Here is a 24,672-nt window from a genome sequence, read left to right on the forward strand (position 1 = left end):
CCGGACGCTCGATGCTCGGTATGAGAGAGCTGGGAGATCCCTGCGAATCAGTTATGCGCGGGGGAACAGCCGGACATTGGCATGCGCGCGCACGTAGACGGTGCCGTCGGCGGCGCACAGCGTCGTCTCGAAGGACGCGAGGCGCCGTCCGGCCCGCACCGCTTCGGACCGCAGTTCGACGACGGGCCCGGGGACAGCGGGCGAGCGGAGGTAATCGAGGCCGATCTCCAGCACGCGATAGTCCTGACCGATGCCGGTCAGCGTCTGTGCGGCCAGACCGGTGACGGCCTCCGCCATCGATACGAGCACACCTCCCTGCACCGAACCGATCACGTTGGCCATCCATTCGCGCGGCGACAAGCGGGCCTGCACGACTCCGTGCTCGGCGGCCGTCACCTCGAGTCCGAGCAGGCCGGCGAGCGGTCCGCGGGGAAGAGTCCCGGTGGAGATGCCCGTGACGATGTCGAGGCCGGGCAGTTCGGCCAGGATCGCCGCATCCGACCACGGTTCCGGCTCACCGCGTTCCGGCACGGTCTCCGCCGCGTCCGGGCCGAGTTCCGTCGGTGTACGCCCGACGACGATGGATCGGCCGACCAGGTGCGCAACGAGAACGCCCTGCTCGTCGTGCACGTCGGTGCGCGACACCGCGGTCGAGTCGTCGTAGTACAGGCTGCTGCCGCGGCCGACGAGGAGGCCCGAGGACGGGAAGGGGTGTGCGAGCGTCGCCGTCACGTGCGACAGCACACCCTGCGGTCGCTCACCGGTCTCCGCGAACCGGGCGATGCCGGCGGGTACGCCCGCGGCGAAGTCGGTGAAGACACCGACGGAGGCGAGGGTGGTCTGCCCGCGGTGGTCGAACAAGTGCGGTCCGACGGCTTGGGTGATCGAGACCGACGCGTCGTCGGCGATCTCGATGTCGACGCCCATCACACGACCGGGACGGTCGACGGAGAATTGTGCGGTCTCGATTGCCATACCTTGCTTCTATCAGGGACGGCGCGGACGAGACCGGGCGGGGAGTGGTTCGCCCCGGTGCAGGATCGCCCCCGGGCTCAGCTCTGCGGCGTCTCGGGACCGCGACGGCCCTCGAGTTCCCGGATCCGCTTCGACGCCTCCTCGAGCCGCTTCTTCCTCTCCGCAGCCTCCGACTTCTTCAGCTCCTCGTAGACCTTCTCGTCGTCGTCGCTGTACTTCAGGATCAGACGCGGAACGCTGAGCGTGACGATCAGCGACGGCCATACGATCCACGCGTAACTCCAGTCGAGGACGATCTGCAGGACGAGGAAGGTCACCAGGGTGATGCCGATGATGATCCAGTCCAGTGTCTCGACCGTACTTCCGCGGTCGCGGAGCGATGCCAGTTCGTCCTCCGCCGACTGCGGCGCCGCAGGAGAGGTGTCGCGGCGAACCGCCGGGGCCGAGACGTCGGGGATCATCCGGATGTGGCCGTCGACCTGCTCGAGAGGCGCCCCGCCGGGCAGCCCCCGGAAGGAGGGGAGCAACGCCGAAAACGTTCGCGCGGAGGATATCTCCCCGGACCGTTCGTAGAACTCGGCGCTGTCGAGGCGGCCCGCGGCGTAGTGCTCGCCGAGCGCGTTCAACGCGTGCATGCGTTCGGCGTCGCTGAGCAGCAGGTCGTCGTGATCGGAGTTGCCGGTCATTTCTTTCCCGCGCTTTCGGAGTCGGTTGTCGAGTCCTCGTTCATCCCTGATCCTAGAGCCGGCGACCGGGCGTGTCCCGGGCGATGATGGCCGCCTGGATCCGCGACTGCACACCCAGTTTGTGGAGCACCCGGGCGACGTGTGTCTTCGTCGTGTTCTCACCGATGGTGAGACGGGTTGCGATCTGGCGGTTGGACAGGCCCTCGCCGAGGCAGGCGAAGACCTCCTGTTCGCGAGCGGTGAGGGCATCGATATCCGGTCCGTCCGGAAGGTCTTCCTGCCGAGGTGGATTGGAGACGAACGCGTCGATCACCGTCCGGGTGATCTGCGGAGAGAGTACGGACTCGCCTACGTACACCGCTCGGATCGCATCGAGCATGGCGTCCGCCGACGCGGTCTTGAGAAGATATCCGGCGGCCCCGGCACGCAGACTCTCGAAGACGTACTCGTCGATCTCGAAGCTTGTCAGCACCAGCACCCGGGCTCTCGTTTCCCGAGTGATGGTGCGGGTCGCGGCGATCCCGTCGACATGCGGCATCCGGATGTCCATGAGGACGACATCCGGGTCGAGCGCACGGGCCTGGGACACCGCGACGGCGCCGTCGGCGGCTTCACCCACCACCCCGATGTCCTCGCTCGTGTCGAGCAGGAGTCGCAGTCCCGCGCGGATGGCGCCGTGGTCGTCGGCGAGCAACACTCTGATCGTCACGTCACAGGCCTCTTCGCCAGTGGCAGTTGCACGTATGTCCTCCATTCGTTCCCCTCGCGACCGGAGCGGGCCTGTCCGCCCACCGCGGCGGCGCGTTCGGCGATGTTCCGCAGGCCGTGCCCGGTGCTGCGGGCCAGTGACGGCTCCGCGGCGTCCGCCGTGCCGATCGGATTCACCACTTCGATGCCCAACCGACCGTCGACGCCGTCGAAACGAAGTGTCACCGGCTGTTCCGGTGCGTGCTTCACCGCATTCGTCAGGGTTTCCTGGACGATGCGGTAGGCCGTGAGATCGACCTCCGCGTCGAGACCGGTGGGTGGACGACCATCGATCCGGACCGAGGTGCCGGCGGCGCGTGCGGACACGGTGAGCGGTTCGAGATCGGCGAGGCGACCCGCCGTGGTGATCTCGTCGTCGGTGTCGTCGCTGCGTAACAGGCGCACCAGCGATTGCATCTCCTGCAGGGCGGCCACACTGCCGGACCGCACGGACTCGAGCACGGTCAGTGCTCGGTCCGGATCGGATTCGCGGAGGCGGAGCGCGGCCTCGCTCTGAATCGCGATGGACGACAGGTGTCCCGCCACCACGTCGTGCAGGTCGCGGGCCAGGCGCTGCCGCTCGGTGGTGATGGCGGCGTGCCGGTCCAGTTCCGCGACGCGCGTGAGCGCTTGGACGCGTGCCCGTTCGATCTCGGCGGCGTCGCGGTGAGAACGGACCGATCGGGCCCACCAGATCGGGACGACGATCACGAGCACGGCGATCGAGACGGCCCACACAGCGATGCGCAAGTCTCCGGAGTACACACCGAGCGCGACAGCGCCGACGACGATCGGGACCACGGGTGCACGTTCGAGGACGAGGCTGGTCCGCGCCGAGCCGAACAACGCTGCCGCATACAGCAGGTCGCCGTACGCGATCCAGACGGGCAGGGAGGGGCCGACGACGAGGTCGACCAGCACCGGGACGGTGCCCAGCCCGAGCGCGAGAAGCGGTCGCGTTCGGCGCATCGTCATCGGTGTGCACACGCAGGCGAGTAGAACGAGCCACACCCACAACGGTCGAGGCGGGCGGTCCTCGACGAGCACACCGAGATTCAGGGCGTACAACAGTGCGCCGCCCCCGAAGTACGCGAGCGCGACGAGCAGCGAGTTGTAGCGCGGGTTCACGAATCCCACTCGAATCTCGGATTCACGATTGTCCACAGGAACGATTCGACCACAGCTGTGCGGGGATCAGGGTCCAGGTCACCCGAAGTGATGAGGCGGCGACCGCCCATCGGGCGACGCGAGCGCGGGAGGTACGCGCGACTCTGGGGTCATGTTCAGCCACATCACCGCCTTCATCGTCGGATGCGAGATCGCGTTCTGGGTAGTACTCGCGGCCGGGCTCGTGTTCCGGTACCTACTCCGGCTCAGGAGGACAGGCGCGGTCCTGCTCACCCTGATTCCGTTGATCGACGTCGTCCTGCTCGCGGCCGTCGCTGTGGATCTGCACAACGGGACGGAGGTCGGATGGGTCCACCGCGTGGCGGGTATCTATCTCGGCGTGAGTGTCGCATTCGGGCCGAGCATCGTCCGCTGGGCCGATCGCCGGTTCGCCTATCACTTCGCGGGCGGTGCGAAACCGGAACCCGCTCCGAAGGAAGGACCGGAAGCCTTCCGTAAGGAATGTGCGGATTTCGGGCGGTGGCTGATCGCGGCCGGAATCAGCGGGGGCGCCGTTCTCGGGCTCGGCTCGACGGTCGCGAACACCGACCAGGCCTCGGCACTGTACGGAATCTTTCCCACCCTGGGCGTGATCACGGTGATCTGGCTGATCACGGGACCGGTATGGGTGCTCGGGAAGCAGTGACGAAGACGTCGTACCGAGAAATTTCCGGGTGCGTGATGAGTTCTCGCCGAGTGCTCGGTCTGTATCCGTGACACCTCACCGCGTCCCGCACAGGGACGATCGAACACAGGAGAAACCATGTCGCGCATGCTGTTCGTCAACCTCGCCGTCGAGAACGTCGCCGCCTCCCGAGAATTCTTCGACCAGCTCGGATTCACTTTCAACGACATGTTCTGCGACGAGAACACCGCGTGCCTGGAGATCAACGAGCAGACCTACGTGATGTTGCTCGAGAAGCCGCGTTTTCGCGACTTCATCAACGACGACATCTGCGACACCACGAAGGCCCGCGAGGCGCTGATGTGCGTGTCGGCCGACACTCGCGAGGCCGTCGATGCGCTCGTAGACGGTGCCGTCGCCGCGGGTGGCAGCGAATGGGTGACGTCCGGCGGGCAGAAGGCGCAGGAGGAGATGGGGGACTTCGCCCATCAGCGGGCCTTCCTGGACCTCGACGGCCACGTCTGGGAGGTCATGTGGATGGATATGTCGGCCGCAGCGCAGGCGTGGGCACCGGATGACGCCGAGGAGAACGCCACCGCGTAAGGCCGACCGTGCGGTTCAGCGGGCTGCCGGGTCCTCCGGCAGCCCGAATCGGGCGAACAACGCAGTGGTGTCGTCGGAGAAGAAGACGGTGGCGTGCGTGACTCTACCGTCGACGATGTCGAGCACTTGCAGTTGGAAAGGGTGGTGGCGGCCGTCCTCCCCTCGCATGTACAGCCCGAACGCCGGTTGGCCGTTCGCCACGGCGGGAAGCAGCACCTGGTCGCCGGGGCCCTTCGCGGGACAGTTCTTCTTGATGAGGGTGACGATCGCGTCGGGACCCCGGTACCAGCCCTCGAAGGGAGGCATCTCCCAGACGGCGTCCTGGGTGAGCATCTCGACGAGCGAGTCGATGTCGTACTTCTCGAAGCCGTCGACCCAGCGCTGCAGCAACGCCTTGGTCTCGGCGCTGTCGGGTTCGGCGAGCTCGTCGTCGCGGACACGGGCGTCCTTCAGCTGCGCGCGTGCCCGCTGCAGGAGGCTGTTGACCGCGGCCGTCGACGTGTCGAGCGCGGCCGCGACCTCGGTGGCGCGCCACTGCAGGACTTCGCGGAGCAGCAGGACCGCCCGCTGGCGAGCGGAGAGATGCTGCAGGGCCGCGACGAACGCGAGACGCACGGAATCGCGGGAGGCGGCGATGGTGGCAGGATCCGACGGATCGTCGGTGGTGTACCCGGCGGGGAACGGTTCGAGCCAGGGCACCTCGGGACGGGTGACCAGATCCTCGGTGGGATCGGAACTCGGCGCACCGAGCCCGGTGGGCAACGGCCGGCGACTGCGACCTTCGAGCGCCGTCAGGCACACGTTGGTGGCAATCCGGTGGAGCCACGTGCGCAGTGAGGAGCGGCCGCCGAAGTTCTCGTACCCGCGCCAGGCGCGCAGGTAGGTTTCCTGGACCAGGTCTTCCGCATCGTGCAGCGACCCGCTCATGCGGTAACAGTGTGCGAGCAGTTCTCGGCGGAACGGCTCGGCGAGCTCCATGAAATCGGTCGACGTCGATGTCGAGCCGGTTGATTCCTCGAGCAGTTGTTCGGTCATGAGCGCGATACCCCCGGCTGGTCGGACCCGAATCCGCTACCCGTCAGAGAGTAGTCGGGGGTACCGACAGGCGACAGCGATAATCACGGGGTCTCGATCGGGGCGCCGGATGCAGGTACCGTGCACGCAGTCGCGCCGAGGTGAGCGCGTGGTGGACGGAGTGGGGACAGGTCGTGCACGAGTACACGCTGCGCGAGGGCGTATCGGACGGACAGGGCCACAGCGGACAGGACCACAGTGGACCCGACTGCACCGGACCGGTCGGACCGTACGCGAACGGCCTCCCGCCCGGCGCCCTGGACGTCGAACGACCCGCGCTCGACCGATTCGGGCCGGCCGAGCTCGGGCGGGCCGTGGTCGTCGCCGCCGTCCTGATCGCCTTCGTGGTGTGGGCGGTGCTGCGGTGGACCGTCCGGCCCCGGCAGCACAGCATCGTCGAAGCGGCCGCGCACGGCACCGTCGATGCCTTCGAACATCTCGGACCGACCTTCGTGAAGCTGGGTCAGCTCATCGCGTCGTCGCCCGGATTGTTCCCCGCCCCCCTCGCCGATGCGTGCCTGCGCATGCTCGACGACGTTCCCACCTTCCCGTCCGAGCAGGCCCGCGCGGTGATCGAGGAGGATCTCGGACATCGCATCGACGAGATGTTCGAGTCGTTCGACGACGTGCCGCTCGCCGCGGCGTCGGTCGCACAGGTGCACGGTTGCGTGCTACGCGACGGCCGCCGGGCGGTCGTGAAGGTGCAGCGACCGGGGATCGCGCACCGCATGCTCGTCGACCTGCGGGCCGCTTACGTGGGCGCGAAAATGCTGCAGATCTTCGAATTCTTCCGCATCGCGAACACCCCCGGAATCATCCGCGATCTCCACAATGCGACGATGACCGAACTCAACGCGGCCGTCGAAGCGGATCGTCAGGATCGCTTCCGCCGCAACATCTCCGCCTTCGACGACAACCGTTACGTCACGGTGCCCGAGGTGTACTGGCAATGGTGCGGACCGCGGGTGATCTGCATGGAGCGACTGCAGGGCAAGCCGGTCGACCGGGTGGTGCCGGGCCAGGACGATCTCGACACCTCCCTGCTGGTGCGCCGCGGGGTGAAGGTGTGGATGGAGGCGGTGCTGTGTCACGGTCCGTTCCACGGTGACGTGCACGCGGGCAATCTGTGGCTGCTCGACGACGGGCGCGTAGCGCTGCTCGACTTCGGCATCGTCGGCGAACTGCCCGACGAGTGGCGCGCGCTGTTGCGGGCGTTGTTCCGCGCCGCGCTGCTCGACGGGAACTTCACGGCGGTCGCGCAGAGTGTGCGCGCCCTCGGGGTCGCTGCCGATCTCGACGTCGACGACGCGGCGGTCGGACGGCAGGTCGCCGAGATCTTCGGCCCGCTGCTCGGCCAGGACGTGGGGGAGTTGCGGCTCAGTGAGCTGATCGGCGCGCTCGTCTCGCTCGGACGCAAATGGAACACGTCCACTCCCGAGGAACTCGTGTTGTTCGGGAAGCAGCTCGGATACTTCGAGCGTTACGCGACCGCGCTGGCGCCCGGTTGGGTGCTCGGCCGCGATCCGTTCGTCTTCCGGAACATCTTCCCGGAGGAAGTCGCCATAAGAATCGCCGAATCGAACGTGAGCCTGCCCGACTGAGGCAGAACCCCGTTCGGCCTTTACAGGATCCGTCGCGCCCCGTAATTTGAACGATCGTTCGACCTAATTATGGTGCGAGCCACACTGGCTACCGGAAGGACCGCGACCTCAATGGCAACTTCGCAGGACGTCGTACTGAGCACGCGCGACGGAAATGTCGTGACCTGGACGATCAACCTTCCGGAGGCGCGCAACCCGATCTCGGGTGACGCCGTGGTCGACCGCCTCGTCGAGCTCGTCGAGGAGGCCGACCGCGACATCGACACCCGCGTCGTGATCCTCACCGGCGCCGGATCGGCCTTTTCCGCCGGCGGCAACGTCAAGGACATGGACGAGCGTCGCGGCATGTTCGGCGGCGCACCCCACGCCCTGCGGGAGGGTTACCGCCGCGGCATCCAGCGCCTGCCCCGCGCCATCTACCACTGCGAGGTGCCGATCATCGCCGCCGTCAACGGACCTGCCGTGGGTGCCGGTTGCGACCTCGCGATGATGTGCGACATGCGGATCGCCTCGACGACGGCGTTCTTCGCGGAGAGTTTCGTCAAGCTCGGCATCATCCCCGGCGACGGCGGCGCCTGGCTGCTGCCGCGCGCGATCGGTGCGGCGCGGGCCGCCGAGATGGCCTTCACCGGCGATCGTGTCGATGCCGCGACGGCCCTCGACTGGGGCATGGTCTCGCAGGTCGTCGAACCCGAGCAGCTCCTCGACGCCGCGAACGCGCTCGCCGCGCGTGTCGCCGTCAATCCCCCGAACGCACTGCGCATGACGAAGAAGCTGCTGCGCGAGGGCCAGCGCGTCGACCTCGACACGCTCCTCGAGCTGTCGGCTTCTCTCCAGGCCCTCTCGCACCACAGCGAGGACCACCGCGAAGCCCTCTCGGCGTTCCTCGAACGACGCACCGGCGACTTCACCGGCAACTGACATTTCATCCCCAAGAACCCGAGGACACGCCATGCAGCGGACGATCTTCACCGAAGAACACGAGCAGTTCCGGAAGATGGTGCGCGACTTCATCGAACGTGAGGTCGTGCCACATCGTGAGGAATGGGACGAGATGGGCCGTCCGCCTCGCGAGTTCTTCCGTCGTCTCGGCGAATTGGGAATTCTCGGGATCCAGGTGCCCGAGGAATACGGCGGTGGTGGCGAGTCGAGCTTCAAGTTCGACGCCATCGTCTTCGAAGAGGTTGCGCGCGCAGGAGTCTCGTTCGGCTCCTACACCGTGCACGCCTGCCTCATCCTGCCGTACCTGCTCGAATATGCGACCGAGGAGCAGAAGCGCCGCTGGCTGCCCGGCTTCGCCGACGGCTCGATCATGACGGCGATCGCGATGACCGAGCCCGGCACCGGGTCCGATCTCGCGAATATCGCCACCTCGGCGAAGCTGTCCGAGGACGGCTCGCACTACATCCTCAACGGCGCCAAGACCTTCATCACCGGCGGCGTCACCGCCGACCTCATCCTGACGGTGTGCCGCACCAGTCCGTTCGATCCCGAGAACCGCCGCGGCGGACTGTCGATCATCGCGGTGCCCACCGACAGCGAGGGCTTCGCGGTGGGCCGCAAGCTCGACAAGATCGGCCTGCACCAGCAGGACACCGCCGAACTGTCGTACACCGATGTGAAGGTGCCGGTCGAGAACCTCCTCGGCGAGGAGGGTGCGGGCTTCGACTATCTCACCCACAATCTGCCACAGGAGCGTCTGAGCATCGCTCTGAACCAGGTCGGTTTCGCCGAGGCCGCGATCGCCCACGCGATCGCATACACCAAGGAACGCAAGGTGTTCGGAAAGCCGGTCGCTTCCTTCCAGAACACCAAGTTCGTGCTCGCCGAGTGCTCCGCCGAGACCCAGGCGGCGCGGGTGTACGTCGACCACTGCCTCGAACTGCTCGACCGCAAGGAGCTGACCGTCGCCGACGCGGCTCGCGCGAAACTGTTCTGCACCGAGGTCGCCGGACGCGTGATCGACAAGTGCCTCCAATTGCACGGCGGCTACGGCTACATCACCGAGTACCCCATCGCCCGCCTGTACGCCGACACCCGGGTGACCCGGATCTACGGCGGCACCAGTGAGGTCATGAAGACGATCATCTCCAAGGATCTGGGGCTGTAGGGGTGTACCCGGGACGTTACGCCGCCGTCGCCCCGGACCGGCCCGCGGTGCACGAGGCCGCGACCGGTCGGACGCTCACCTACCGAGAGCTCGAGGACGCGTCCGTCCGGTTCGCGCACTGGCTGCGCGCACACGACGTCGGGAAGGGCGACCATATCGCGGTCGTCACCGTCAACGACGCCACGGCGTTCGAACTGTACTGGGGTGCAGTGAGGTCGGGCGTGTATGTCACCTTCGTCAATACGCATCTCGCTCCGGCCGAGGCCGCGTACATCGTCGACGACTGCGACGCGAAGGTGCTCGTGGTCTCGTCACCCCTCGCCGACCTCGCCGAGGCGATCGTGCCGCTCACCCCGAAGGTGGCGCACCGCATCGCATTCGGGGGAGAGGTGCCCGGACATCTGGTGTACGAGGAGGAGGTAGCGGGCCTTCCGGTCACCCCGACGGCGGACCAGCCGCGCGGCAGCGACATGTTGTACTCCTCGGGCACGACCGGCCGCCCCAAGGGCATCGAGCCGGCTCTCTCCGGGGCCCAGGTCGGTGACGAGCCCGGTCCTCCTCTGCTGAAGCAGGTGCGCCGGTTCGGTTTCGACGAGAACACCGTGTACCTGTCGCCGGCACCGATCTACCACGCCGCGCCCCTGCGGTACGGCGTGTCGACGCAGGCGCTCGGCGGCACGGTCGTGCTCATGGACCGGTTCGATCCCGAGCGCAGCCTCGAGTGCATCGAGCACTACCGCGTGACCCACAGCCAATGGGTACCGACGCATTTCGTGCGTCTGCTGAAACTGCCGCGTGAGGTCCGGGATCGCTACGACCTGTCGTCGATGCGGTGCGCGTTGCATTCGGCCGCGCCGTGCCCCGTCGAGGTCAAGCAGGAGATCATGCGGTGGTGGGGCGAGATCGTCTACGAGTACTACTCCGCGACCGAGGCGATCGGCAATACCCTCGTCACGCCGCAGGAATGGCTCGACAAGCCCGGAACGGTCGGGAAGACCGGTGGTCCCGGCACTCTCGGTCTCGCACGGATCTGTGACGAGCGTGGCAACCGGTTGCCCACCGGCGAGATCGGCACCGTCTACTTCGAACGGGACGACTTCTCGTTCGAGTACCACAAGGATCCGGAGAAGACGGCGTCCACGCGGCACCCCTTCGAGGAGAACTGGTACACCACCGGCGACATCGGATATCTCGACGAGGGCGATTATCTGTTCCTCACCGGGAGGGACAAGTTCACGATCATCTCGGGTGGGGTGAACATCTACCCGCAGGAGACCGAGAGCGTCCTCGCGCTGCACCCGTCGATCGCCGACGTCGCGGTGGTCGGCGTGCCGGATGCGGACCGCGGCGAACGCGTCGAAGCATTCGTGCAACTCGTCCCCGGTGCAGAGGGATCCGACGAGCTCGAAGAGGCCGTCGTCGAATTCTGCCGGGAGCGACTCTCGCGCTTCAAGTGTCCCCGGCACGTGCGATTCGTCGACGAACTGCCGCGCACGCCGACGGGCAAGATGGTCATGGGCAGGCTCGGCGATCTGATCGCGCAGTACGCCGATACGGGAGCGTCGTCGTGAGAGTGCTGTCGCCGAAACAACGCGTCTTCATCGAGGCGGGACGGAAGGAATTCGTGCGCAACGGATACGGTTCGTCGTCGATCCGTACGATCGCGCAGGAGGCGGGCGTGAGCCTGTCCGCCTTGTACTACCACTACAAGAACAAACAGGATCTGCTGCTGGCGATCCTGCTCGACGGCGTCGACACCTACGATGCCGTCTGCGAGGCAGAACTTGCCCGTGTCGGCGACCATCCGGTCGAGCAGATCCGTGCGTTCGTCAAGGGAAACGTCGTCTTCCGCACGCAGTTCCCCGAACAAGGACGCATGATCGCCACCGAGGTGCGCAACCTCGAACCCGAGGGTGCGCACCTGTACGAGGAGCGCCGGCGTGCCGGTCGGAAGCGGATCCGCGACATCATCGATCGTGGTGTGGCACAGGGCGTCTTCACCACGAAGTATCCCGACGACTGCCGCCGGTCGATCCTGGCGATGGTCTCGGCGATCGCCAACTGGTACGACCCTGCCGGGCCGGACACCTCGGACGAGATCGCAGAACGCTATGCGGACCTGTCGCTGGCGCTGCTGTGTCCCACCGTCACCGGTGGAGAAGGAGGTTCACGATGAGTGCACGACCGGTACCGAGGGCGGGCACCCCCGACCCGGCACTGACCGAACTCCGCGCCGAGGTACGGGCGTTCCTGAAGGAACAGATCGACGCGGGAGTGTTCACTCCGGGCATCGACACCTGGTTGACCCGATGGAACCCCGAGTTCACGCGTGCGCTGGCCGCCCGCGGCTGGGTCGGCATGACGATTCCCGTCGAATACGGCGGGCACGGACGAACTTTCATGGAGCGGTTCGTCGTCACCGAGGAGTTGCTCGCGGTGGGAGCGCCGGTCGCCGCCCAGTGGGTCGCCGATCGCCAGGCCGCTCCGTCGTTGCTGAAGTACGGTACAGAGGAGCAGAAGCAGCGGTTCCTACCGGGCATCGCGGCGGGTGAGATCTGCTGGGCCATCGGCATGTCCGAACCCGACTCCGGTTCCGACCTCGCGAGTGTGAAGACGAAGGCGACCCGCATCGACGGTGGGTGGCGGATCTCCGGCACCAAGCTGTGGACGTCCGGGGCGCACCACGCCGACGCCTTCTTCGGTCTCGCCCGCTCCGCCCCGCTCGATCCGGCGCACCGACACGACGGACTGAGCCAGTTCATCGTCCTGCTCGACTCGCCCGGTGTGACCATCAGGCCGATCCTGTCGATGTCCGGCGACCACCATTTCAACGAGGTGCTGCTCGACGACGTCTTCGTCCCGGACGATCTGGTGCTCGGGCAGATCGGCGCCGGCTGGGAGCAGGTGACGAGCGAACTCGGCTACGAGCGCAGCGGTCCCGAACGTTTCCTGTCGACCTTCGGGGTGCTCGAGTCCCTCGTGCACGGTGTGGTGGACGGCAGCGTCGAACCGGACACCCGTATCGGGGCGGCCATCGGACGCATCGCGGGAATGCATCGCATGTCCACCGCGGTCTCCGAATCACTCGAGCGCGGCGAGAACGCCGAGCTCGCGGCGTCGGTCGTGAAGGTGCTCGGCACGAAGACGGAGGGCGATCTCGCCGATCTCGCCGACGAGATCGCGGGGTACACCACGGCCGACGCGCACCTGGCCGAGCTCGTCCGGTCCGGCGTCATGCAACGACCGGGCTTCACGCTGCGCGGCGGCACGAGCGAGATCCTCCGCGGGGTCATCGCACGAGGATTGGGGATGAGATGAGCGGGCAGGACGCACTGCAGTCGACGGAACTGCGTGACTTCGCACAGATGCTGTCCGGGGTGTTCACCTCGGGTGACGACCACCGCATCGGTGAGGTCGTCGAACTCGATCGTGCCCTGTGGAACACCCTCACCGAGCTCGGCCTCGATCGGCTCACCGGTTCGGAGGAGCACGGCGGAAGCGGTGCGGGCTGGCTCGAGGCCGCCCTGCTGCTCGACGCCGCCGGCGGTGCGGCTGCTGCCGTACCGACGGCCGAGAACGACCTGCTCGCGGGGTGGTTGCTCGAGACCGCCGGACTCGAGGTCACGCCGGGTGTGCGTACCGCGGCGGTCCTCGACGCCGACGGCCGGGCACGTCACGTGCCGTGGGCCCGGTTCGCGGACTCCATCGTCGTGCTGTGGGAGTCGCCGCAGGGATGGCAGGTCGCCGAGGTCGCGCGCGGAGACGTCGAACTCGTCGAGGCCGTGAATCTGGCGGCGGAGCCCCGCGACCACCTGTGCGTCGACTTCTCCACACTCACCGGGCGTGACGTTCCGGCAGGTGTCGCCGACGAGTTCCGCTACCGCGGCGCGCTGGCCCGGGCGCTCGCCTCCGCGGGCGCGATGGACCGGATCCTCGAGCTCGTCGTCGAACACACCACGGCGCGAGTGCAGTTCGGTCGCCCGCTGGGAAAGTTCCAGGCCGTGCAGGCGCTTGTCGCCGACATCGCCACCGAGGTCTCGCTCGCGCACGCCGCCGCCGACGCTGCGGTCGATGCCGTTCTCGCCGGAGGATTCGGGGAGGCGTCGACGCGTTTCGCGATCGCTGCCGCGGCGTCGTGCGCAGGTCACGCGGCGTCGGTGGTCGCCCGCAACGCGCATCAGGCGCTCGGTGCGATCGGTTTCACGATGGAACACGAACTGCACCGGCATGCCAACCGTATCCTGTCGTGGCGCAGTGAATTCGGCACCGTCGCCGCGTGGGATTCCGAACTGCTCGCTGCGGCCGGTGAGGCCGGGGACGTGTGGGCCCTCATCACGGGTGGCCCGGCACGCTGACGATCGTGCGGGATCAGGCGGCGTGGCCCGCGGTGTCGTTCTCGGCGCGGTCCGTGACGTCGAGACCGGGGGCCAGGATGTCGAGCAGCATGCGCACCTGACGGGTGGGGGCGACGATCCGGAAGAGGCCGGGGCGAGTATGGCCGGCATCGGCCAGCGTCGAGGCCACCTCGGAGTACATGAAGGTCACCTCGGACAGGTCGACGACGACGTGATCGCCCGAGTGCGCGAGGTCGCAGAGCGTCGCGGCGAACTCCGCCCGAGCGGTCATATCGAGATCGCCCTTCGCGCGCAGGACACTGCAGCGACGGGACGGCGAGTGAACGTCGAGGCGGTAGCGCGGCGCGCGGGCGACGGTCGCTGCAGCGGCTCGTGAGAGTGCGCCGGGCGGGGTGACGATCCGGCGGGTGGTGCTCGTACGTGTGCTCACTGCGGTCTCCTGTCGGCGTGGATTCGTGCCGTCCGGTGCGGGCTGGATCCTGAGCAGGCGGGCGGCCTGCTGGGGGTCGGGGTGAGAACTCGCGTCGGGCTTGCACAGAGACTGTCCGATGGATGTTGCTTCCCTACGATCCATTCCATAACGGAATGGTAACGAAAGATCACTGTTCGATAACTAATCCCCCCCGAACTGCAGAAACAATGGAGAACGTAAGATTCGTCGGCCCGCGCGGGCGATCCGTGCCCGGAGGTGGGATGCTGGACCGATGAGCGCTGTTCCTGCCGCCGACGCGGAGACCGCGTTCGGCGGCCTCGTCGTCGAGACGGAGTTCGCCCCGATCCACCGGCTCGACAATGGCGCCCTGTCTGCCGTCGAAGTGCAGCTGCGGGGTCCCGAAGGTTCGTCGTTGCACGACGCGACAGCTTTGAGTGAGACCGCCCGGGCCATGCACGAGAAGTCGGTGCTGGACCGCATCAAATGGCAGCGGGCCGGCAGGTACCCCGACTCGGCGGTGCCGCATCTGGTCACCGTCGATCTCGATTCCCTCGACGAGCTCGGCGAGCTCGGCGATCGCCCGGAACCGGCGAGGGTCGTGCTGATCACCGAGCAGTCGCTGATCGCAAGCCCTGCCAGGACGCTGCGCGCCATCGCCGCAGCGCGCACGGCGGGCATGCTCGTCGCGGTGGACGGGGTGGGGGCGCGAGCCCAGGCGCTGGCGCTGCTGCCGCTCGTCGAACCGGACGTGATCATCACGTCGCCCGCGTTGATCGGCCGTGCCGCCGACGCCTCGACGGCGAGAGTCGCGCACGCCGTCGCCGCCTATATCGAGTCCAGCAATGCGGTCGTGATCGCGCAGGGCGTCGACTCGGAACTGCATCGCCGCCGCGCTCTCGGATTGGCGGCCCGATACGGTATGGGGCAGCTGTATCGGGTGCGCGCGACGAACAGAGATGCTGCGCACCCGGATTCGGATATCGATCCCCTGCCGCTGCATCCACGTCCGGGTGTCGCGGACGATCCCGCACTCACTCCTTTCGCTCTGGCATCCGAAGGGCGCAGGCGCACAAGCAGCTTCAAGCGGTTGCTGGTGTCGATGAGCAAGCTGCTCGAGACCAATGCGGTGGGAGCCGGACCGGAGACGATCGTCCTCGGCACCTTCCAGCGCGCCGAGCACTTCACGCCGACCTCACGGGCGCGATGGGCGCAGCTCGCCGAACAGGTCGCCTACACCGGGGTCTACGGCGTCGGGATCGATCCCTACGTCGACTCCGCAGTGCACCACGCGCCGTTGGATCCGGACGATCCGATGGTCGACGAATGGAACGTCGTCGTCCTCGGCCCGCACTTCGCGTGTGTGCTCGCCGCGTTCGACATGCACACCGAGGCAGCAGATCTCGACCGTGAATTCCAGTACGTCCTGTCTTACGACCGTGGCACCGTCATCCGGTGCGCCCACAGCATTCTGGCGCGCTTCGAAGGGTGACCCGCGAGGCACGGTTCAGGACGGCGGCGGGGCCTCGGCGGGTGCCGTCCGGGGACGGACCAGGGTCGCGCGCGCCGCGCGGGCGACGGCCCCGCGATCGTAGGAGACGACGTACTCGAACTCCCGCTCACCATCCGCCGATCGACGGTGCAGGTCGAGGGCGGAGAGCGCACACGCGAACGACGCTCCCAGCAGGATGACGTTCCACTCGTCGACGAGGGGATCGTGCGGCTCGATCGGAACGAGGTTCGTGCCCGACATGCCCGCGCCGAAGCCGACCGCGAAGACCGCGACGTGCGCGAGGGCGCCGGCCATCGACATCCAGCGTCTCCTCGCCGCTCCGGTGAAATGGTCGCGGTGCTGGAAGGTGCCCAGCGCGATCACGTCGGCACCGGCCTCTGTGGCTCGGGCCTCGAGATCAGCGCTCATGGAGACCAACAGACCTTTCCCGCTCCGCACGCACTCCCGCCCCGCCGACAGGATGCGGAAAGGGGACGCGGTTGCGGCGTCGAGCGGCGCGCTCCAGGTGGGCTCCCGGAACAACCGGTTGCACCGCGACGAAGGTTCTGTGCCGTCCTCCGGGACAGACAGTGCTGCGCCGCATCCGAAGCCGATGCCGTGAGCGAGCGCGGCCTGGCGATGCAGATCGGAGTCGATGCCCTCGGCGACGACGACCGAGTTCGTGCGCTCGCAGTGTGCCCGCAAGGACAACAGGGTCGTGGCGGCACGCGCATCGGATGTGACGAGCGCCTCCGCCGGCACGACGACCACCTCCGGTTCCACCAGTGCCAGGACGACCGTGGCGCGTGGCGCCGATTCCGCGACGCGCACGGCCACGGCGACTCCGCGTTCGCGCACGGCAGCGATCCGGCGCAGGACCACCGCCGGATCGGCGAACACCTCGTCCTCGTCGACGAGTGCGACGGCATCACGCACGGACGCATTCTCCGCCGCACCGTGGGTGAGCTCGATCAACGGGGCCAGGACGGGGATGTGCCGATCTGCACCGGGATCCGCCGCGATCGACGACACTGCGGTAGCAACCACGGTGCCGTCCACCAGGTCGTGGATCGCGCTCGCGTGCATGACGTGCCGCCTTCCCGCATCACGCGGCGGTGGGTCCGCCGGGCATCACAGGGACGTACGCCGGGCCGCCGAAGGCAGGGTCCGGTGCGTCGTCCGTTGCGGACATCCTGCCAGCCACCGCGTGGGCGCAGTCGACGACCTCCGGTGGGATCACCGCAGATACAGGCGTACCTTGTCGATCTCGTTGCGCAGCAGGTCGATCTCCTCGGCGGTGGGATCCTCGGTGCGCGTGAGGTCGTCGGAGACCGTCAGATCCCAGCCCGTCGCCGCGCGAACCTCGTCCACTGTGACACCGCGGTGGATGCTGGTCAGTACGAGTTCGCCGGACGGATCCTGCCGGGACAACACACCCAGGCTCGTGAACACCTTCGTCACCCCGCGGCCGCGCGGCATGATGCCGACGCCGGCCTGGCGGGCGCGCACCGGGCTCGGCGACGTGCAGAAGTCCAGTTCGGCGGGAAAAGCGCTCGGATCGTGGCGTCGCATGATCACGAACACCTCGCCGGCGTTGGGCATGATCTCGACGGCTCCGCCGCCGCCCGGCAGACGCACGGTGGGCTTGTCCCAGTCGCCGATGACGCTGGTGTTGAGGCTGCCGTAGCGGTCGATCTGCGCCGCACCGAGGAAGCCGACGTCGACGTTGCCGCCTTGCAGCACGTACCCGAACAGCGATGCCATGGACACCACGGATTCGGCGCCGGAGACCACGACGGAGTCGGCGATTCCTTCGGCCATCGCCTCGGGGTGCGCGCCGCAGACGCCGGATTCGTAGATCAGCTCGACGTCGGGGTTCGAGGTGCGGGCGGCGAGGTCGACGGCGAGGGTCGGCAGGCCCACCCCGGCGAAGACCCGGGCCTTGCCGGCCAGGGCCCGCGCGGCGACGGAGACGATCAGTTCGGTGGTGGAGAAGGTTTCGGTGGCAGTCACTTTCGGCTCCCGTAGTCGACGGTCCCGGAGGGGCGCGGCGCGACCTCGAGGGCGGCCCAGTACTCCTCGCCCAGTTTCTCGAGGTATTCGGCGTGATCGGCGGTGGTGAGGACCCATTCCTTCAACCAGGTGCGCAGCTGCTGGGGGTCCTTGCTGATCGCGGTCCATCGGCGGTAGAACGCACAGTCACGGTCGTAGTAGCCCTGCGCATAGGAGGGGTGTGCTCCGCGCGGGCACAGCACGACCGCGTCCACGGCGTGCGACGGGACGAGCGTGCGGCTCGGGTCGGAGCGGATCACGTCGTCGTCGACGATCTCCTCGACCACCACGATGGCCTTCTTCGCCGCGTACACCGCTTCCTGCTGGACACCGGCGATCCCCCAGATCTGGACGTTCCCGGCGCGGTCGGCGCGTTGGGCGTGGATGATCGTCACGTCCGGGTTGAGCGGAGGGACGACGTACACGCTGCCGCCGCCGAAGGGATCGTCCACCGGCCGGATGTCCGGGTTGATCTTCGGCAGGTCGCTGCCCGCATACGATCTCAGGGGGAAGAAAGGCAGCCCGGCCGCCCCGGCCTGGTAGCGGCAGACCATGCCGTAGTGGCTGTACTCCTCGACCTCCAGTGCGACGGGGTCGTGGTTCTCGATGCGCCGGCGGATCTCGTACAGCGACCCCGCCGAGCCGCTCGCGAAGAACGACGCGACGAGTTTCGATACGCAGTCGGCGGCGATGAGCTGGTCGGAGATGATGTCGGGGGTCATGCGGCACAACGTCAGATCGCGCCTGCCCTGCCGGATGATCTCGTGCGCCGCCGCGAACGGGATGAGGTGCGAGAAACCCTCGAGGGCAACGGTCGTCCCGTCCTCGACATAGGTGGCGATCGCCTCGCGCATGGTCATGAGTTTGTCCGGCATACCGGTCGTCCTCCGTGTGGTCGGTGATGCGGTGTCGGGTGTCCGGCGCCTGCAGGCGTGATAATCGACGGGTGGAGATCCAGCAGGTGAAGGCGTTCCTGGCGGTGGCGGAGGAACTGCATTTCGGTCGGGCGGCGCAGAGGTTGCACATGGCCCAGCCGCCGCTCAGCCGCACGATCCGCAGACTCGAGAAGGAGCTCGGTGCCGAACTCTTCGAACGCAACACCCGCAGTGTGCGGTTGACGGAGAGCGGACGGGCGCTCGTGGAACCGGCCCGGAACATCCTCGACGCCTGCCGATCGGCGGAGATGGCGGTGACCGCTGCGGGCTCGGGCCGGACCGGCCGGGTCCGTATCGGTTTCGCCGGTTCGTCCTCGCACTATCTGGTGGGTCGCTGGGCGAAGCTCGTGCGGCGCACTCATCCCGGTATCGAGTTCGTGCTCGACAGTTCGGCCTACGCGAGCGAGGCGCTCAACAAGCTCGCGGCGAGCAGACTCGACATCGGCATCGTGCGACTGTTGTTCTTCCCGCCGGGTATCGCGTCGCGTGTGGTGGCCCGTGAGAACCTCGTCGTGGCGCTGCCCAAGGAGCACCCGCTCGCCGACCGGGAGAGCGTCCGGTTGGAGGATCTCGCGAACGAGGCGTGGGTGATGCTGCCCGCCGAACCCGGATCCATGTTGCGCGAACTGCTGCTCCGGCTCGCCCACGACGTCGGATTCACACCCAGAATCGTTCAGAGTGCCCCGGATTCGCTGTCGTTGATCGCCCTGGTGTCGGCCGGAGTGGGATGTTCGCTGACGGTCTCGTCGGTCGCGGCGAACGTCATCAACCCCGAGGTCGTGTTCGTTCCCCTCGCCGACCACCCCGAGCCGCTCGACGTGCGGCTGGTGTGGCGGGAGGACGACGACAGTGCCGCGCTGCGAGAGGTCCTCCGCCTCTCCGAGGAAGCACTGCCCACTCCGGAGTGACCGGGGCCGGCCGGCGACTGCGCCGGCCGGCCCCGAGTGCGAGCGATCCGTCCTAGGCATGGACGCGATCTCGTGGGGTGTCGTAGGTTCCCGGAGTACGGCGGTCGCGCTCGGCTGTTTCGGACTGTTCGAGGGCGAGTTCCTCGGCGTCGGACTGTTCGGCGACCGAGGGTGCCTTCGGGTCGTACCCGGTGCGCTCGAGCAGGGCCAGGGTGCACACGAGGGAGACCGCGGCGTAGCAACCGGCCGCGATGGCCACGCCGGTGACGTCCCCGGACGAGTTGAGCAGGTACTGCGCGAGCACCGGTGTGCCACCACCGACGATCAGCGAGCACAGCTGGTAGGCCAGCGACAGGCCCGAGTACCGGATGTTCGCGGGGAAGGCCCGGGCCAGGATGCCGGCGATGGCGCCGTAGAACATCGAGTGCGGAATCGTCGCGAGACACATGCCGATCACGGCGATCGCGAAGGTCTCGGTGCGGATGGCGTAGAACATGGCGGGCATGAGGAACAGCTCCGGGACGATCATCAGGAGCATTGCCTTGCGCATGTCGATCCTCGACACGAGGACGGCACCGAATGGCTGCACGATGAACTGCACGACGAGGGCGATCGCGATGATCGCGAGGAAGGTGCCACGCTCGTAACCGAGTTCGCTCGTCGCCCACGACAGGGCGAAGGTGTTCTTGAAATAGGTCACCTGGGCGAGAGGCAGCGCGCCGGCGCCGAGCAGGACCAGGACCCAGTGCTTGCGCAGCACTTCCTTGATCGGCAACTTGACGGTCTTCTTGCGTGCCAGAACGGCTTTCATGGCATCCGATTCTTCGAGCCTGAGCCGGATGACCATACCGACGATGACGAGCAGCGCCGAGAACAGGAACGGGATGCGCCAGCCCCACATCAGGAACTGCGGAGTGGGCAGTGCTGCGAGGAAGAAGAACGCCATCGTCGACAGTAGGTTGCCGGCGGGCGAACCCTGCTGTGCGAACGCCGAATACATGATTCCCTTGCCTTTGGGTGCGTTCTCGCTGGCGATGAGGACCGCGCCGCCCCATTCACCGCCGACCGCGACACCCTGCACGATGCGCAGGAAGACCAGCAGGACCGGCGCCCACATGCCGATCTGCGCGTAGGTGGGGAGCAGGCCGATACCCACCGTGGCGATGCCCATCATGACGAGTGTGATGACGAGTGTGTTCTTGCGGCCGATCCGGTCGCCGAGGTGGCCGAAGATGACGCCGCCGAGCGGACGGGCGAGGAAGCCTGCCCACAGGGTGACGAACGCGAGGAGGGTCGCGACACCGCTCGAGAGTTCGTCCGAGAAGAAGACCTGGCCGAACACCAGTGCGGCGGCCGTGCCGTAGATGTAGAAGTCGTACCACTCGATGGTGGTGCCGATGAAGGAGGCGATGCCGGCCTTGCGGGCCTTCTTTGCGATCTCCTGATCGGTGGGTGTGGACGAACTCATGCGCCCTCCGTCTGCTACGCCCCGATGGGGCGGGGGAATGTGGTCTGCGTCTCAGCAGAGGGTGTCAGGGCTCGGCTTTACAGTCCAATACCTAATAGGACCCGAATCGATACCGCAGAGGTATTACTGGGGAGTCCGTGTTCGTCCTGGTAGACATGCAGCGACGCCGGATGGGGGAACCGCGAACGCGAAAGGACATCAGGTGACGAGCGACCGAACCGATCGGACCGAGGTGGAGGTTTCTGCCGGCCTGCCGCTGGAGGGCATCACCGTGGTGAGCCTCGAACAGGCGGTTGCCGCACCCCTCGCGACGCGCCATCTCGCAGACCTCGGAGCCCGTGTCGTCAAGGTCGAACGTGTCGGCGACGGCGACTTCGCGCGCGCCTACGACGGTGCCGTGCACGGCCTGGCCGCACACTTCGTCTGGCTCAACCGCGGCAAGGAATCGTTCGCGGTGGATCTCAAGGCTCCCGAGGGCATCGATGCGGTGAAGGCGCTGATCCGCGGTGCGGACGTCTTCTTGCAGAATCTCGCCCCCGGCGCGGTGGAGCGACTCGGGCTCGGCGCCGACGACCTGCGTGCGGACCACCCGGAACTGGTGGTGGTCAACATGTCCGGTTACGGCACCGACGGGCCGATGCGCGACCGCAAGGCCTACGACATGCTCGTGCAGTCGGAGACCGGCCTGTGCTCGATCACCGGTACGCCCGAGACTGCGGTGAAGACGGGCATCCCCACCTCGGACATCGCCGCGGGCATGTATGCGCTCACCTCCATCCAGGCGGCGCTGTTGCGCCGGCACCGCACGGGCGTCGGCGCGACGATCGACGTGTCGATGTTCGACGCGACCGCCGAATGGCTCGGTTATCCGATGTACCTGCAGATGTATCAGGGGCGGCAGGTGCCGCGAATGGGCCTGTCGCACACGTCGATCGCGCCGTACGACAAGTACCCCACCGCGGACGGGGAGATCCTCATCGGCGTCCAGAACGATCGGGGCTGGCGCACGCTCACCGAGGTCCTCGGCATTCCCGAGCGGGGCGACGATCCGCGCTTCACCACCAATCTCGAGCGGGTGCGTCACCGCGAGGAGGTCGATGCGCTGGTCGCTCGGGCCACCAAGCAGTTCACCAGCGCGGAGCTCGACGAGAAGCTCGCCGACGCCGGGGTGCCGGCCGCGCAGCTGCGGGATCTGCGCGGGCTCATCGAGCATCCTCAACTCGCGGCGCGCGACCGCTGGCGCGAGGTGCAGACGGAGGCGGGTCCGGTGCGCGGCATCCTGCCGCCGATGAACTTCCGCGACGTCGAATTGCCGATGGGCGCGGTGCCGGGGCTCGGTCAGCACACCGAGGCGGTGCTCGCCGATCTCGGCCTCACGGACGAGCAGATCGCGGGCCTGAAGAGGGCCGGCATCGTCGGCTGATCCGCTCCACGTCGGCCGCTCGTCAAATGTGCGGCCATAGCTTCCGGTGCTTATAGGTATCCGAAGCGACTGCCATCGCCGATTCTGATGGATCCGCGCTGCTCAACGATTGACGATCCCCGCCGGGTATCGAAAAATGGCCGTACAAATACTCGTTCGACGAGTGCGGGTCGGCGATGGCCCGATGGGCAAGGAGGCGGCGATGTACGGATCCGGCGACCGCGACTGGGTGGTCGCGGCGCGGTGCCGCGGGGTGGACACGGCGATGTTCTTCCCTCGGCCCGAGGACGGCCGCGGTGCGGTACTCCGGGCCGAGCGGCAGGCGAAGGAGGTCTGTCGCTCCTGCCCGGTGATCGACGCGTGCCTGACGCATGCCGTGCGTACCGGAGAGACGCACGGCGTGTGGGGTGGCATGAACTACGCCGAACGGCGAGCGTTCGAACGCGCGGTGAAACTCGGTCGTCTCCAGTCGGTCTGAGCTCAGCCGACGTTGGTGACGGGGATCAGGGCGCCGGTGATCGAGGCACCCGCATCGGAGATCAGGAACTCGATGACCTTCGCGATGTCGGCCGGTTTGGACCAACGGCTCGTGTCGGCGTCGGGCATCGCGGCGCGATTGGCGGGGGTGTCGATGACGACGGGCAGCAGCGCGTTGACGCGGATGTGGTTGTCGCGGTACTCGAGTGCCATCGTCTCGACGAGCGCCGAGACCGCAGCCTTCGAGGCGATGTAGGACGCGCCGCCCGGGAAGGGGCTGAGCGTCGCGGCGGTGGAGATACAGACGATCGATCCACCGCCGCGGTGGATCAGGTGGGGCAGTGCGGCCTGGCTGACGGAATAGGCGGTGCGCAGGTTGAGATCGAGCTGGGAGTCGAGCACCTCGATCGGGGTCTCGTGCACCCGCGGGCCGGACGTGAATCCGCCGACGAGGTTGACGACGCCGAACAGGGGAGCGTCGGGGTCGTCGCACGCCAGGTTCAGGGCGTCCCCGAGCTGCTGCTCGTCGGAGAGGTCGGCCTGCACGAGCCGCAGGTTCGGATGCGTGCCCACGCGCTCGAGCTCGTCGCGGACCAGCCACGGCACCACGACCCGCCATCCGGTGTCGAGGAGATGTTTCGTCACGGCGCTGCCGAGGCCGCCGGTGCCACCACTGACCAATACGGTGCGAGCCATGTGCCTGTATCCCTTTCGAGCGTGCCGTCTGTCGTGCTCCGAAAACCCGCCGCACGAGAGACGGCTTCGTACGAAGATCATGACGAACAATCGGAGGAAGGGGAAGGACGGCCGATGGACGACATCGAGGCGGAATTCGTTCACATCGCAGGCCTGCGTGCCTATCTGGCCAGGCCGCTCGGCGGTGCCACCGGAGGAATGCTGCTGCTGCCCATGATCACCGGCATCGACGCCCAGGTTCGCGAATATGCGCACGACATCGCCGGAACCGGCGTGACCGCACTCGTCTGGGACCCGTGGCACGGACCGAGCGCCGACGACACCTCGCGCGAGGCGCTCGCGGAGTCGATGCGTGGTCTCGACGACGAGAAGAGCCTCGAGGAGATGGCGACCCTGCTCGACCACGCGTTCGGTGAACTCCGACTGGAGAAGGTCGGCGTGATCGGATGGTGCCTCGGCGGACGCCTCGCCCTCATCCTCGGCGCCCGCGACACGCGAGTCACGAACGTGGTGGCCTACCACCCGTCGATCACGGTGCCGCCCGCCCCGAATCACACGATCGACGCCGTCGAGCAGGCAGGTCGCGTCGCGGCACCCGTCATGGTGCTGCACGCCGGCGCCGACACGATCATGAGCGCCGAGACCTTCGCGAATCTGCAGGCGACGCTGCAGCAGCGCGAGACCGGCGCGACCCTCACTCACGTCTATCCGGGCGCCGAACACGGCTTCTCCTCCCGTGGCCGGCACGGCAATCCCGTCAATGCCGATGCCTACGCCGTGTCGTGGCCCCAGGCGCTGAGCTTCATCGGGGATACCGTCCGCTCCTGACGCGAATGGGCAGAATTTTT

At 67.5% G+C, this 24,672-nt stretch carries 25 protein-coding genes; 14 read left to right on the top strand and 11 right to left on the bottom strand.

The genetic code is table 11. The features are described from left to right. Window positions 1-51: 51 nt before the first annotated feature. From A8G18_RS11040 to A8G18_RS11055, 4 genes are all read right to left on the bottom strand, one after another. Window positions 52-975, bottom strand: coding sequence for a PaaI family thioesterase (locus A8G18_RS11040; RefSeq protein WP_016931678.1), 924 nt, complete (start codon window positions 973-975; stop codon window positions 52-54). Window positions 976-1,052: 77 nt separating this feature from the next. Beyond that, window positions 1,053-1,661 (bottom strand): DUF1707 SHOCT-like domain-containing protein, encoded by a 609-nt coding sequence (locus A8G18_RS11045; protein ID WP_016931679.1) that lies wholly within the window; start codon window positions 1,659-1,661, stop codon window positions 1,053-1,055. Window positions 1,662-1,713: 52 nt separating this feature from the next. Beyond that, complete coding sequence (locus A8G18_RS11050) at window positions 1,714-2,370, bottom strand: response regulator (protein WP_064063906.1); 657 nt, start codon at window positions 2,368-2,370, stop codon at window positions 1,714-1,716. After that, window positions 2,367-3,572 (bottom strand): sensor histidine kinase, encoded by a 1,206-nt coding sequence (locus A8G18_RS11055; protein WP_064063907.1) that lies wholly within the window; start codon window positions 3,570-3,572, stop codon window positions 2,367-2,369. The genes A8G18_RS11050 and A8G18_RS11055 overlap by 4 nt, the downstream gene beginning before the upstream one ends. Before the next feature lie 115 nt (window positions 3,573-3,687). Between A8G18_RS11055 and A8G18_RS11060 the strand changes: the two genes are divergently transcribed. Further along, window positions 3,688-4,221 (top strand): hypothetical protein, encoded by a 534-nt coding sequence (locus A8G18_RS11060; RefSeq protein ID WP_064063908.1) that lies wholly within the window; start codon window positions 3,688-3,690, stop codon window positions 4,219-4,221. Window positions 4,222-4,338: 117 nt separating this feature from the next. Then, on the top strand, window positions 4,339-4,803 hold the full coding sequence (locus A8G18_RS11065) for a VOC family protein (protein ID WP_064063909.1): 465 nt from the start codon (window positions 4,339-4,341) through the stop codon (window positions 4,801-4,803). Window positions 4,804-4,818: 15 nt separating this feature from the next. Here A8G18_RS11065 and A8G18_RS11070 read toward each other — a convergent pair whose 3' ends face one another. Then, window positions 4,819-5,838, bottom strand: coding sequence for a sigma-70 family RNA polymerase sigma factor (locus tag A8G18_RS11070; protein WP_064063910.1), 1,020 nt, complete (start codon window positions 5,836-5,838; stop codon window positions 4,819-4,821). A 140-nt stretch (window positions 5,839-5,978) separates the two neighbouring features. Between A8G18_RS11070 and A8G18_RS11075 the strand changes: the two genes are divergently transcribed. The 7 genes from A8G18_RS11075 to A8G18_RS11105 all read left to right on the top strand — a co-directional run bounded on the left by A8G18_RS11075 (window position 5,979) and on the right by A8G18_RS11105 (window position 13,943). Next, window positions 5,979-7,478 carry an ABC1 kinase family protein gene (locus A8G18_RS11075; RefSeq protein WP_064063911.1) on the top strand — a complete coding sequence of 500 codons (1,500 nt, stop codon included), beginning with the start codon at window positions 5,979-5,981 and terminating at the stop codon, window positions 7,476-7,478. Window positions 7,479-7,589: 111 nt separating this feature from the next. Next, window positions 7,590-8,399, top strand: coding sequence for a crotonase/enoyl-CoA hydratase family protein (locus A8G18_RS11080; protein ID WP_064063912.1), 810 nt, complete (start codon window positions 7,590-7,592; stop codon window positions 8,397-8,399). Window positions 8,400-8,430: 31 nt separating this feature from the next. Beyond that, window positions 8,431-9,588: an acyl-CoA dehydrogenase family protein gene (locus A8G18_RS11085; RefSeq protein WP_064063913.1), complete on the top strand. Its 1,158-nt coding sequence runs from the start codon at window positions 8,431-8,433 to the stop codon at window positions 9,586-9,588. Window positions 9,589-9,590: 2 nt separating this feature from the next. After that, entirely contained in the window at window positions 9,591-11,159 is a 1,569-nt protein-coding gene (locus A8G18_RS11090; protein WP_064063914.1) for an acyl-CoA synthetase, read from the top strand. Next, the gene (locus A8G18_RS11095; protein ID WP_242496621.1) at window positions 11,156-11,764 is read left to right on the top strand and encodes a TetR/AcrR family transcriptional regulator; all 609 of its coding nucleotides are present in this window, start codon (window positions 11,156-11,158) and stop codon (window positions 11,762-11,764) included. Before A8G18_RS11090 ends, A8G18_RS11095 begins: the two co-directional genes overlap by 4 nt. Next, the gene (locus tag A8G18_RS11100) at window positions 11,761-12,906 is read left to right on the top strand and encodes an acyl-CoA dehydrogenase family protein (RefSeq protein ID WP_064063916.1); all 1,146 of its coding nucleotides are present in this window, start codon (window positions 11,761-11,763) and stop codon (window positions 12,904-12,906) included. The genes A8G18_RS11095 and A8G18_RS11100 overlap by 4 nt, the downstream gene beginning before the upstream one ends. Then, window positions 12,903-13,943, top strand: a complete 1,041-nt coding sequence (locus A8G18_RS11105) for an acyl-CoA dehydrogenase family protein (RefSeq protein ID WP_064063917.1) — start codon at window positions 12,903-12,905, stop codon at window positions 13,941-13,943. Before A8G18_RS11100 ends, A8G18_RS11105 begins: the two co-directional genes overlap by 4 nt. 13 nt (window positions 13,944-13,956) lie before the next feature. On the opposite strand, the gene A8G18_RS11110 is transcribed toward A8G18_RS11105, so the two are convergent. After that, the gene (locus A8G18_RS11110; protein WP_084421715.1) at window positions 13,957-14,373 is read right to left on the bottom strand and encodes an STAS domain-containing protein; all 417 of its coding nucleotides are present in this window, start codon (window positions 14,371-14,373) and stop codon (window positions 13,957-13,959) included. 274 nt (window positions 14,374-14,647) lie between these two features. On the opposite strand from A8G18_RS11110, the gene A8G18_RS11115 reads away from it, so the two are divergent. Further along, window positions 14,648-15,865 (top strand): EAL domain-containing protein, encoded by a 1,218-nt coding sequence (locus A8G18_RS11115; RefSeq protein ID WP_064063918.1) that lies wholly within the window; start codon window positions 14,648-14,650, stop codon window positions 15,863-15,865. Between the two features lie 15 nt (window positions 15,866-15,880). On the opposite strand, the gene A8G18_RS11120 is transcribed toward A8G18_RS11115, so the two are convergent. The 3 genes from A8G18_RS11120 to A8G18_RS11130 form a co-directional block, all read right to left on the bottom strand. Next, window positions 15,881-16,951: a DICT sensory domain-containing protein gene (locus A8G18_RS11120; protein ID WP_064063919.1), complete on the bottom strand. Its 1,071-nt coding sequence runs from the start codon at window positions 16,949-16,951 to the stop codon at window positions 15,881-15,883. A gap of 150 nt (window positions 16,952-17,101) precedes the next feature. Then, window positions 17,102-17,878 carry a CoA-transferase subunit beta gene (locus A8G18_RS11125; RefSeq protein WP_064063920.1) on the bottom strand — a complete coding sequence of 259 codons (777 nt, stop codon included), beginning with the start codon at window positions 17,876-17,878 and terminating at the stop codon, window positions 17,102-17,104. Next, on the bottom strand, window positions 17,875-18,792 hold the full coding sequence (locus A8G18_RS11130; RefSeq protein ID WP_064063921.1) for a CoA transferase subunit A: 918 nt from the start codon (window positions 18,790-18,792) through the stop codon (window positions 17,875-17,877). The genes A8G18_RS11125 and A8G18_RS11130 overlap by 4 nt, the downstream gene beginning before the upstream one ends. 71 nt (window positions 18,793-18,863) lie before the next feature. On the opposite strand from A8G18_RS11130, the gene A8G18_RS11135 reads away from it, so the two are divergent. After that, entirely contained in the window at window positions 18,864-19,760 is an 897-nt protein-coding gene (locus tag A8G18_RS11135; protein WP_064063922.1) for a LysR family transcriptional regulator, read from the top strand. Window positions 19,761-19,812: 52 nt separating this feature from the next. Here the strand turns inward: A8G18_RS11135 and A8G18_RS11140 are convergent, their stop codons facing one another. Then, a complete protein-coding gene (locus A8G18_RS11140; RefSeq protein WP_064063923.1) occupies window positions 19,813-21,228 on the bottom strand; it encodes an MFS transporter in 1,416 nt (471 codons plus the stop codon). Window positions 21,229-21,430: 202 nt separating this feature from the next. On the opposite strand from A8G18_RS11140, the gene A8G18_RS11145 reads away from it, so the two are divergent. Further along, window positions 21,431-22,651 carry a CaiB/BaiF CoA transferase family protein gene (locus A8G18_RS11145; protein WP_064063924.1) on the top strand — a complete coding sequence of 407 codons (1,221 nt, stop codon included), beginning with the start codon at window positions 21,431-21,433 and terminating at the stop codon, window positions 22,649-22,651. Window positions 22,652-22,853: 202 nt separating this feature from the next. Next, the gene (locus A8G18_RS11150; RefSeq protein ID WP_242496622.1) at window positions 22,854-23,129 is read left to right on the top strand and encodes a WhiB family transcriptional regulator; all 276 of its coding nucleotides are present in this window, start codon (window positions 22,854-22,856) and stop codon (window positions 23,127-23,129) included. A gap of 2 nt (window positions 23,130-23,131) precedes the next feature. Here A8G18_RS11150 and A8G18_RS11155 read toward each other — a convergent pair whose 3' ends face one another. Next, entirely contained in the window at window positions 23,132-23,824 is a 693-nt protein-coding gene (locus A8G18_RS11155; protein WP_064063925.1) for an SDR family NAD(P)-dependent oxidoreductase, read from the bottom strand. Between the two features lie 114 nt (window positions 23,825-23,938). Here A8G18_RS11155 and A8G18_RS11160 point away from each other — a divergent pair, with 114 nt between their 5' ends. After that, window positions 23,939-24,652 (top strand): dienelactone hydrolase family protein, encoded by a 714-nt coding sequence (locus A8G18_RS11160; RefSeq protein ID WP_064063926.1) that lies wholly within the window; start codon window positions 23,939-23,941, stop codon window positions 24,650-24,652. The last annotated feature ends 20 nt before the right edge of the window (window positions 24,653-24,672 follow it).

It is taken from the genome of Rhodococcus gordoniae, from assembly GCF_001646655.1.
In the GTDB taxonomy this organism is placed as follows: domain Bacteria; phylum Actinomycetota; class Actinomycetes; order Mycobacteriales; family Mycobacteriaceae; genus Rhodococcus; species Rhodococcus gordoniae.

Bases quoted from the DNA above. Each gene is read 5' to 3' on its own strand.
- A8G18_RS11105 (WP_064063917.1), top strand. From the start codon at position 12,903: ATGAGCGGGCAGGACGCACTGCAGTCGACGGAACTGCGTGACTTCGCA.
- A8G18_RS11080 (WP_064063912.1), top strand. From the start codon at position 7,590: ATGGCAACTTCGCAGGACGTCGTACTGAGCACGCGCGACGGAAATGTC.
- A8G18_RS11060 (WP_064063908.1), top strand. From the start codon at position 3,688: ATGTTCAGCCACATCACCGCCTTCATCGTCGGATGCGAGATCGCGTTC.
- A8G18_RS11085 (WP_064063913.1), top strand. From the start codon at position 8,431: ATGCAGCGGACGATCTTCACCGAAGAACACGAGCAGTTCCGGAAGATG.
- A8G18_RS11155 (WP_064063925.1), bottom strand. From the start codon at position 23,824: ATGGCTCGCACCGTATTGGTCAGTGGTGGCACCGGCGGCCTCGGCAGC.
- A8G18_RS11115 (WP_064063918.1), top strand. From the start codon at position 14,648: ATGAGCGCTGTTCCTGCCGCCGACGCGGAGACCGCGTTCGGCGGCCTC.
- A8G18_RS11065 (WP_064063909.1), top strand. From the start codon at position 4,339: ATGTCGCGCATGCTGTTCGTCAACCTCGCCGTCGAGAACGTCGCCGCC.
- A8G18_RS11100 (WP_064063916.1), top strand. From the start codon at position 11,761: ATGAGTGCACGACCGGTACCGAGGGCGGGCACCCCCGACCCGGCACTG.
- A8G18_RS11120 (WP_064063919.1), bottom strand. From the start codon at position 16,951: ATGCACGCGAGCGCGATCCACGACCTGGTGGACGGCACCGTGGTTGCT.
- A8G18_RS11040 (WP_016931678.1), bottom strand. From the start codon at position 975: ATGGCAATCGAGACCGCACAATTCTCCGTCGACCGTCCCGGTCGTGTG.
- A8G18_RS11130 (WP_064063921.1), bottom strand. From the start codon at position 18,792: ATGCCGGACAAACTCATGACCATGCGCGAGGCGATCGCCACCTATGTC.
- A8G18_RS11150 (WP_242496622.1), top strand. From the start codon at position 22,854: ATGTACGGATCCGGCGACCGCGACTGGGTGGTCGCGGCGCGGTGCCGC.
- A8G18_RS11045 (WP_016931679.1), bottom strand. From the start codon at position 1,661: ATGACCGGCAACTCCGATCACGACGACCTGCTGCTCAGCGACGCCGAA.
- A8G18_RS11160 (WP_064063926.1), top strand. From the start codon at position 23,939: ATGGACGACATCGAGGCGGAATTCGTTCACATCGCAGGCCTGCGTGCC.
- A8G18_RS11070 (WP_064063910.1), bottom strand. From the start codon at position 5,838: ATGACCGAACAACTGCTCGAGGAATCAACCGGCTCGACATCGACGTCG.
- A8G18_RS11140 (WP_064063923.1), bottom strand. From the start codon at position 21,228: ATGAGTTCGTCCACACCCACCGATCAGGAGATCGCAAAGAAGGCCCGC.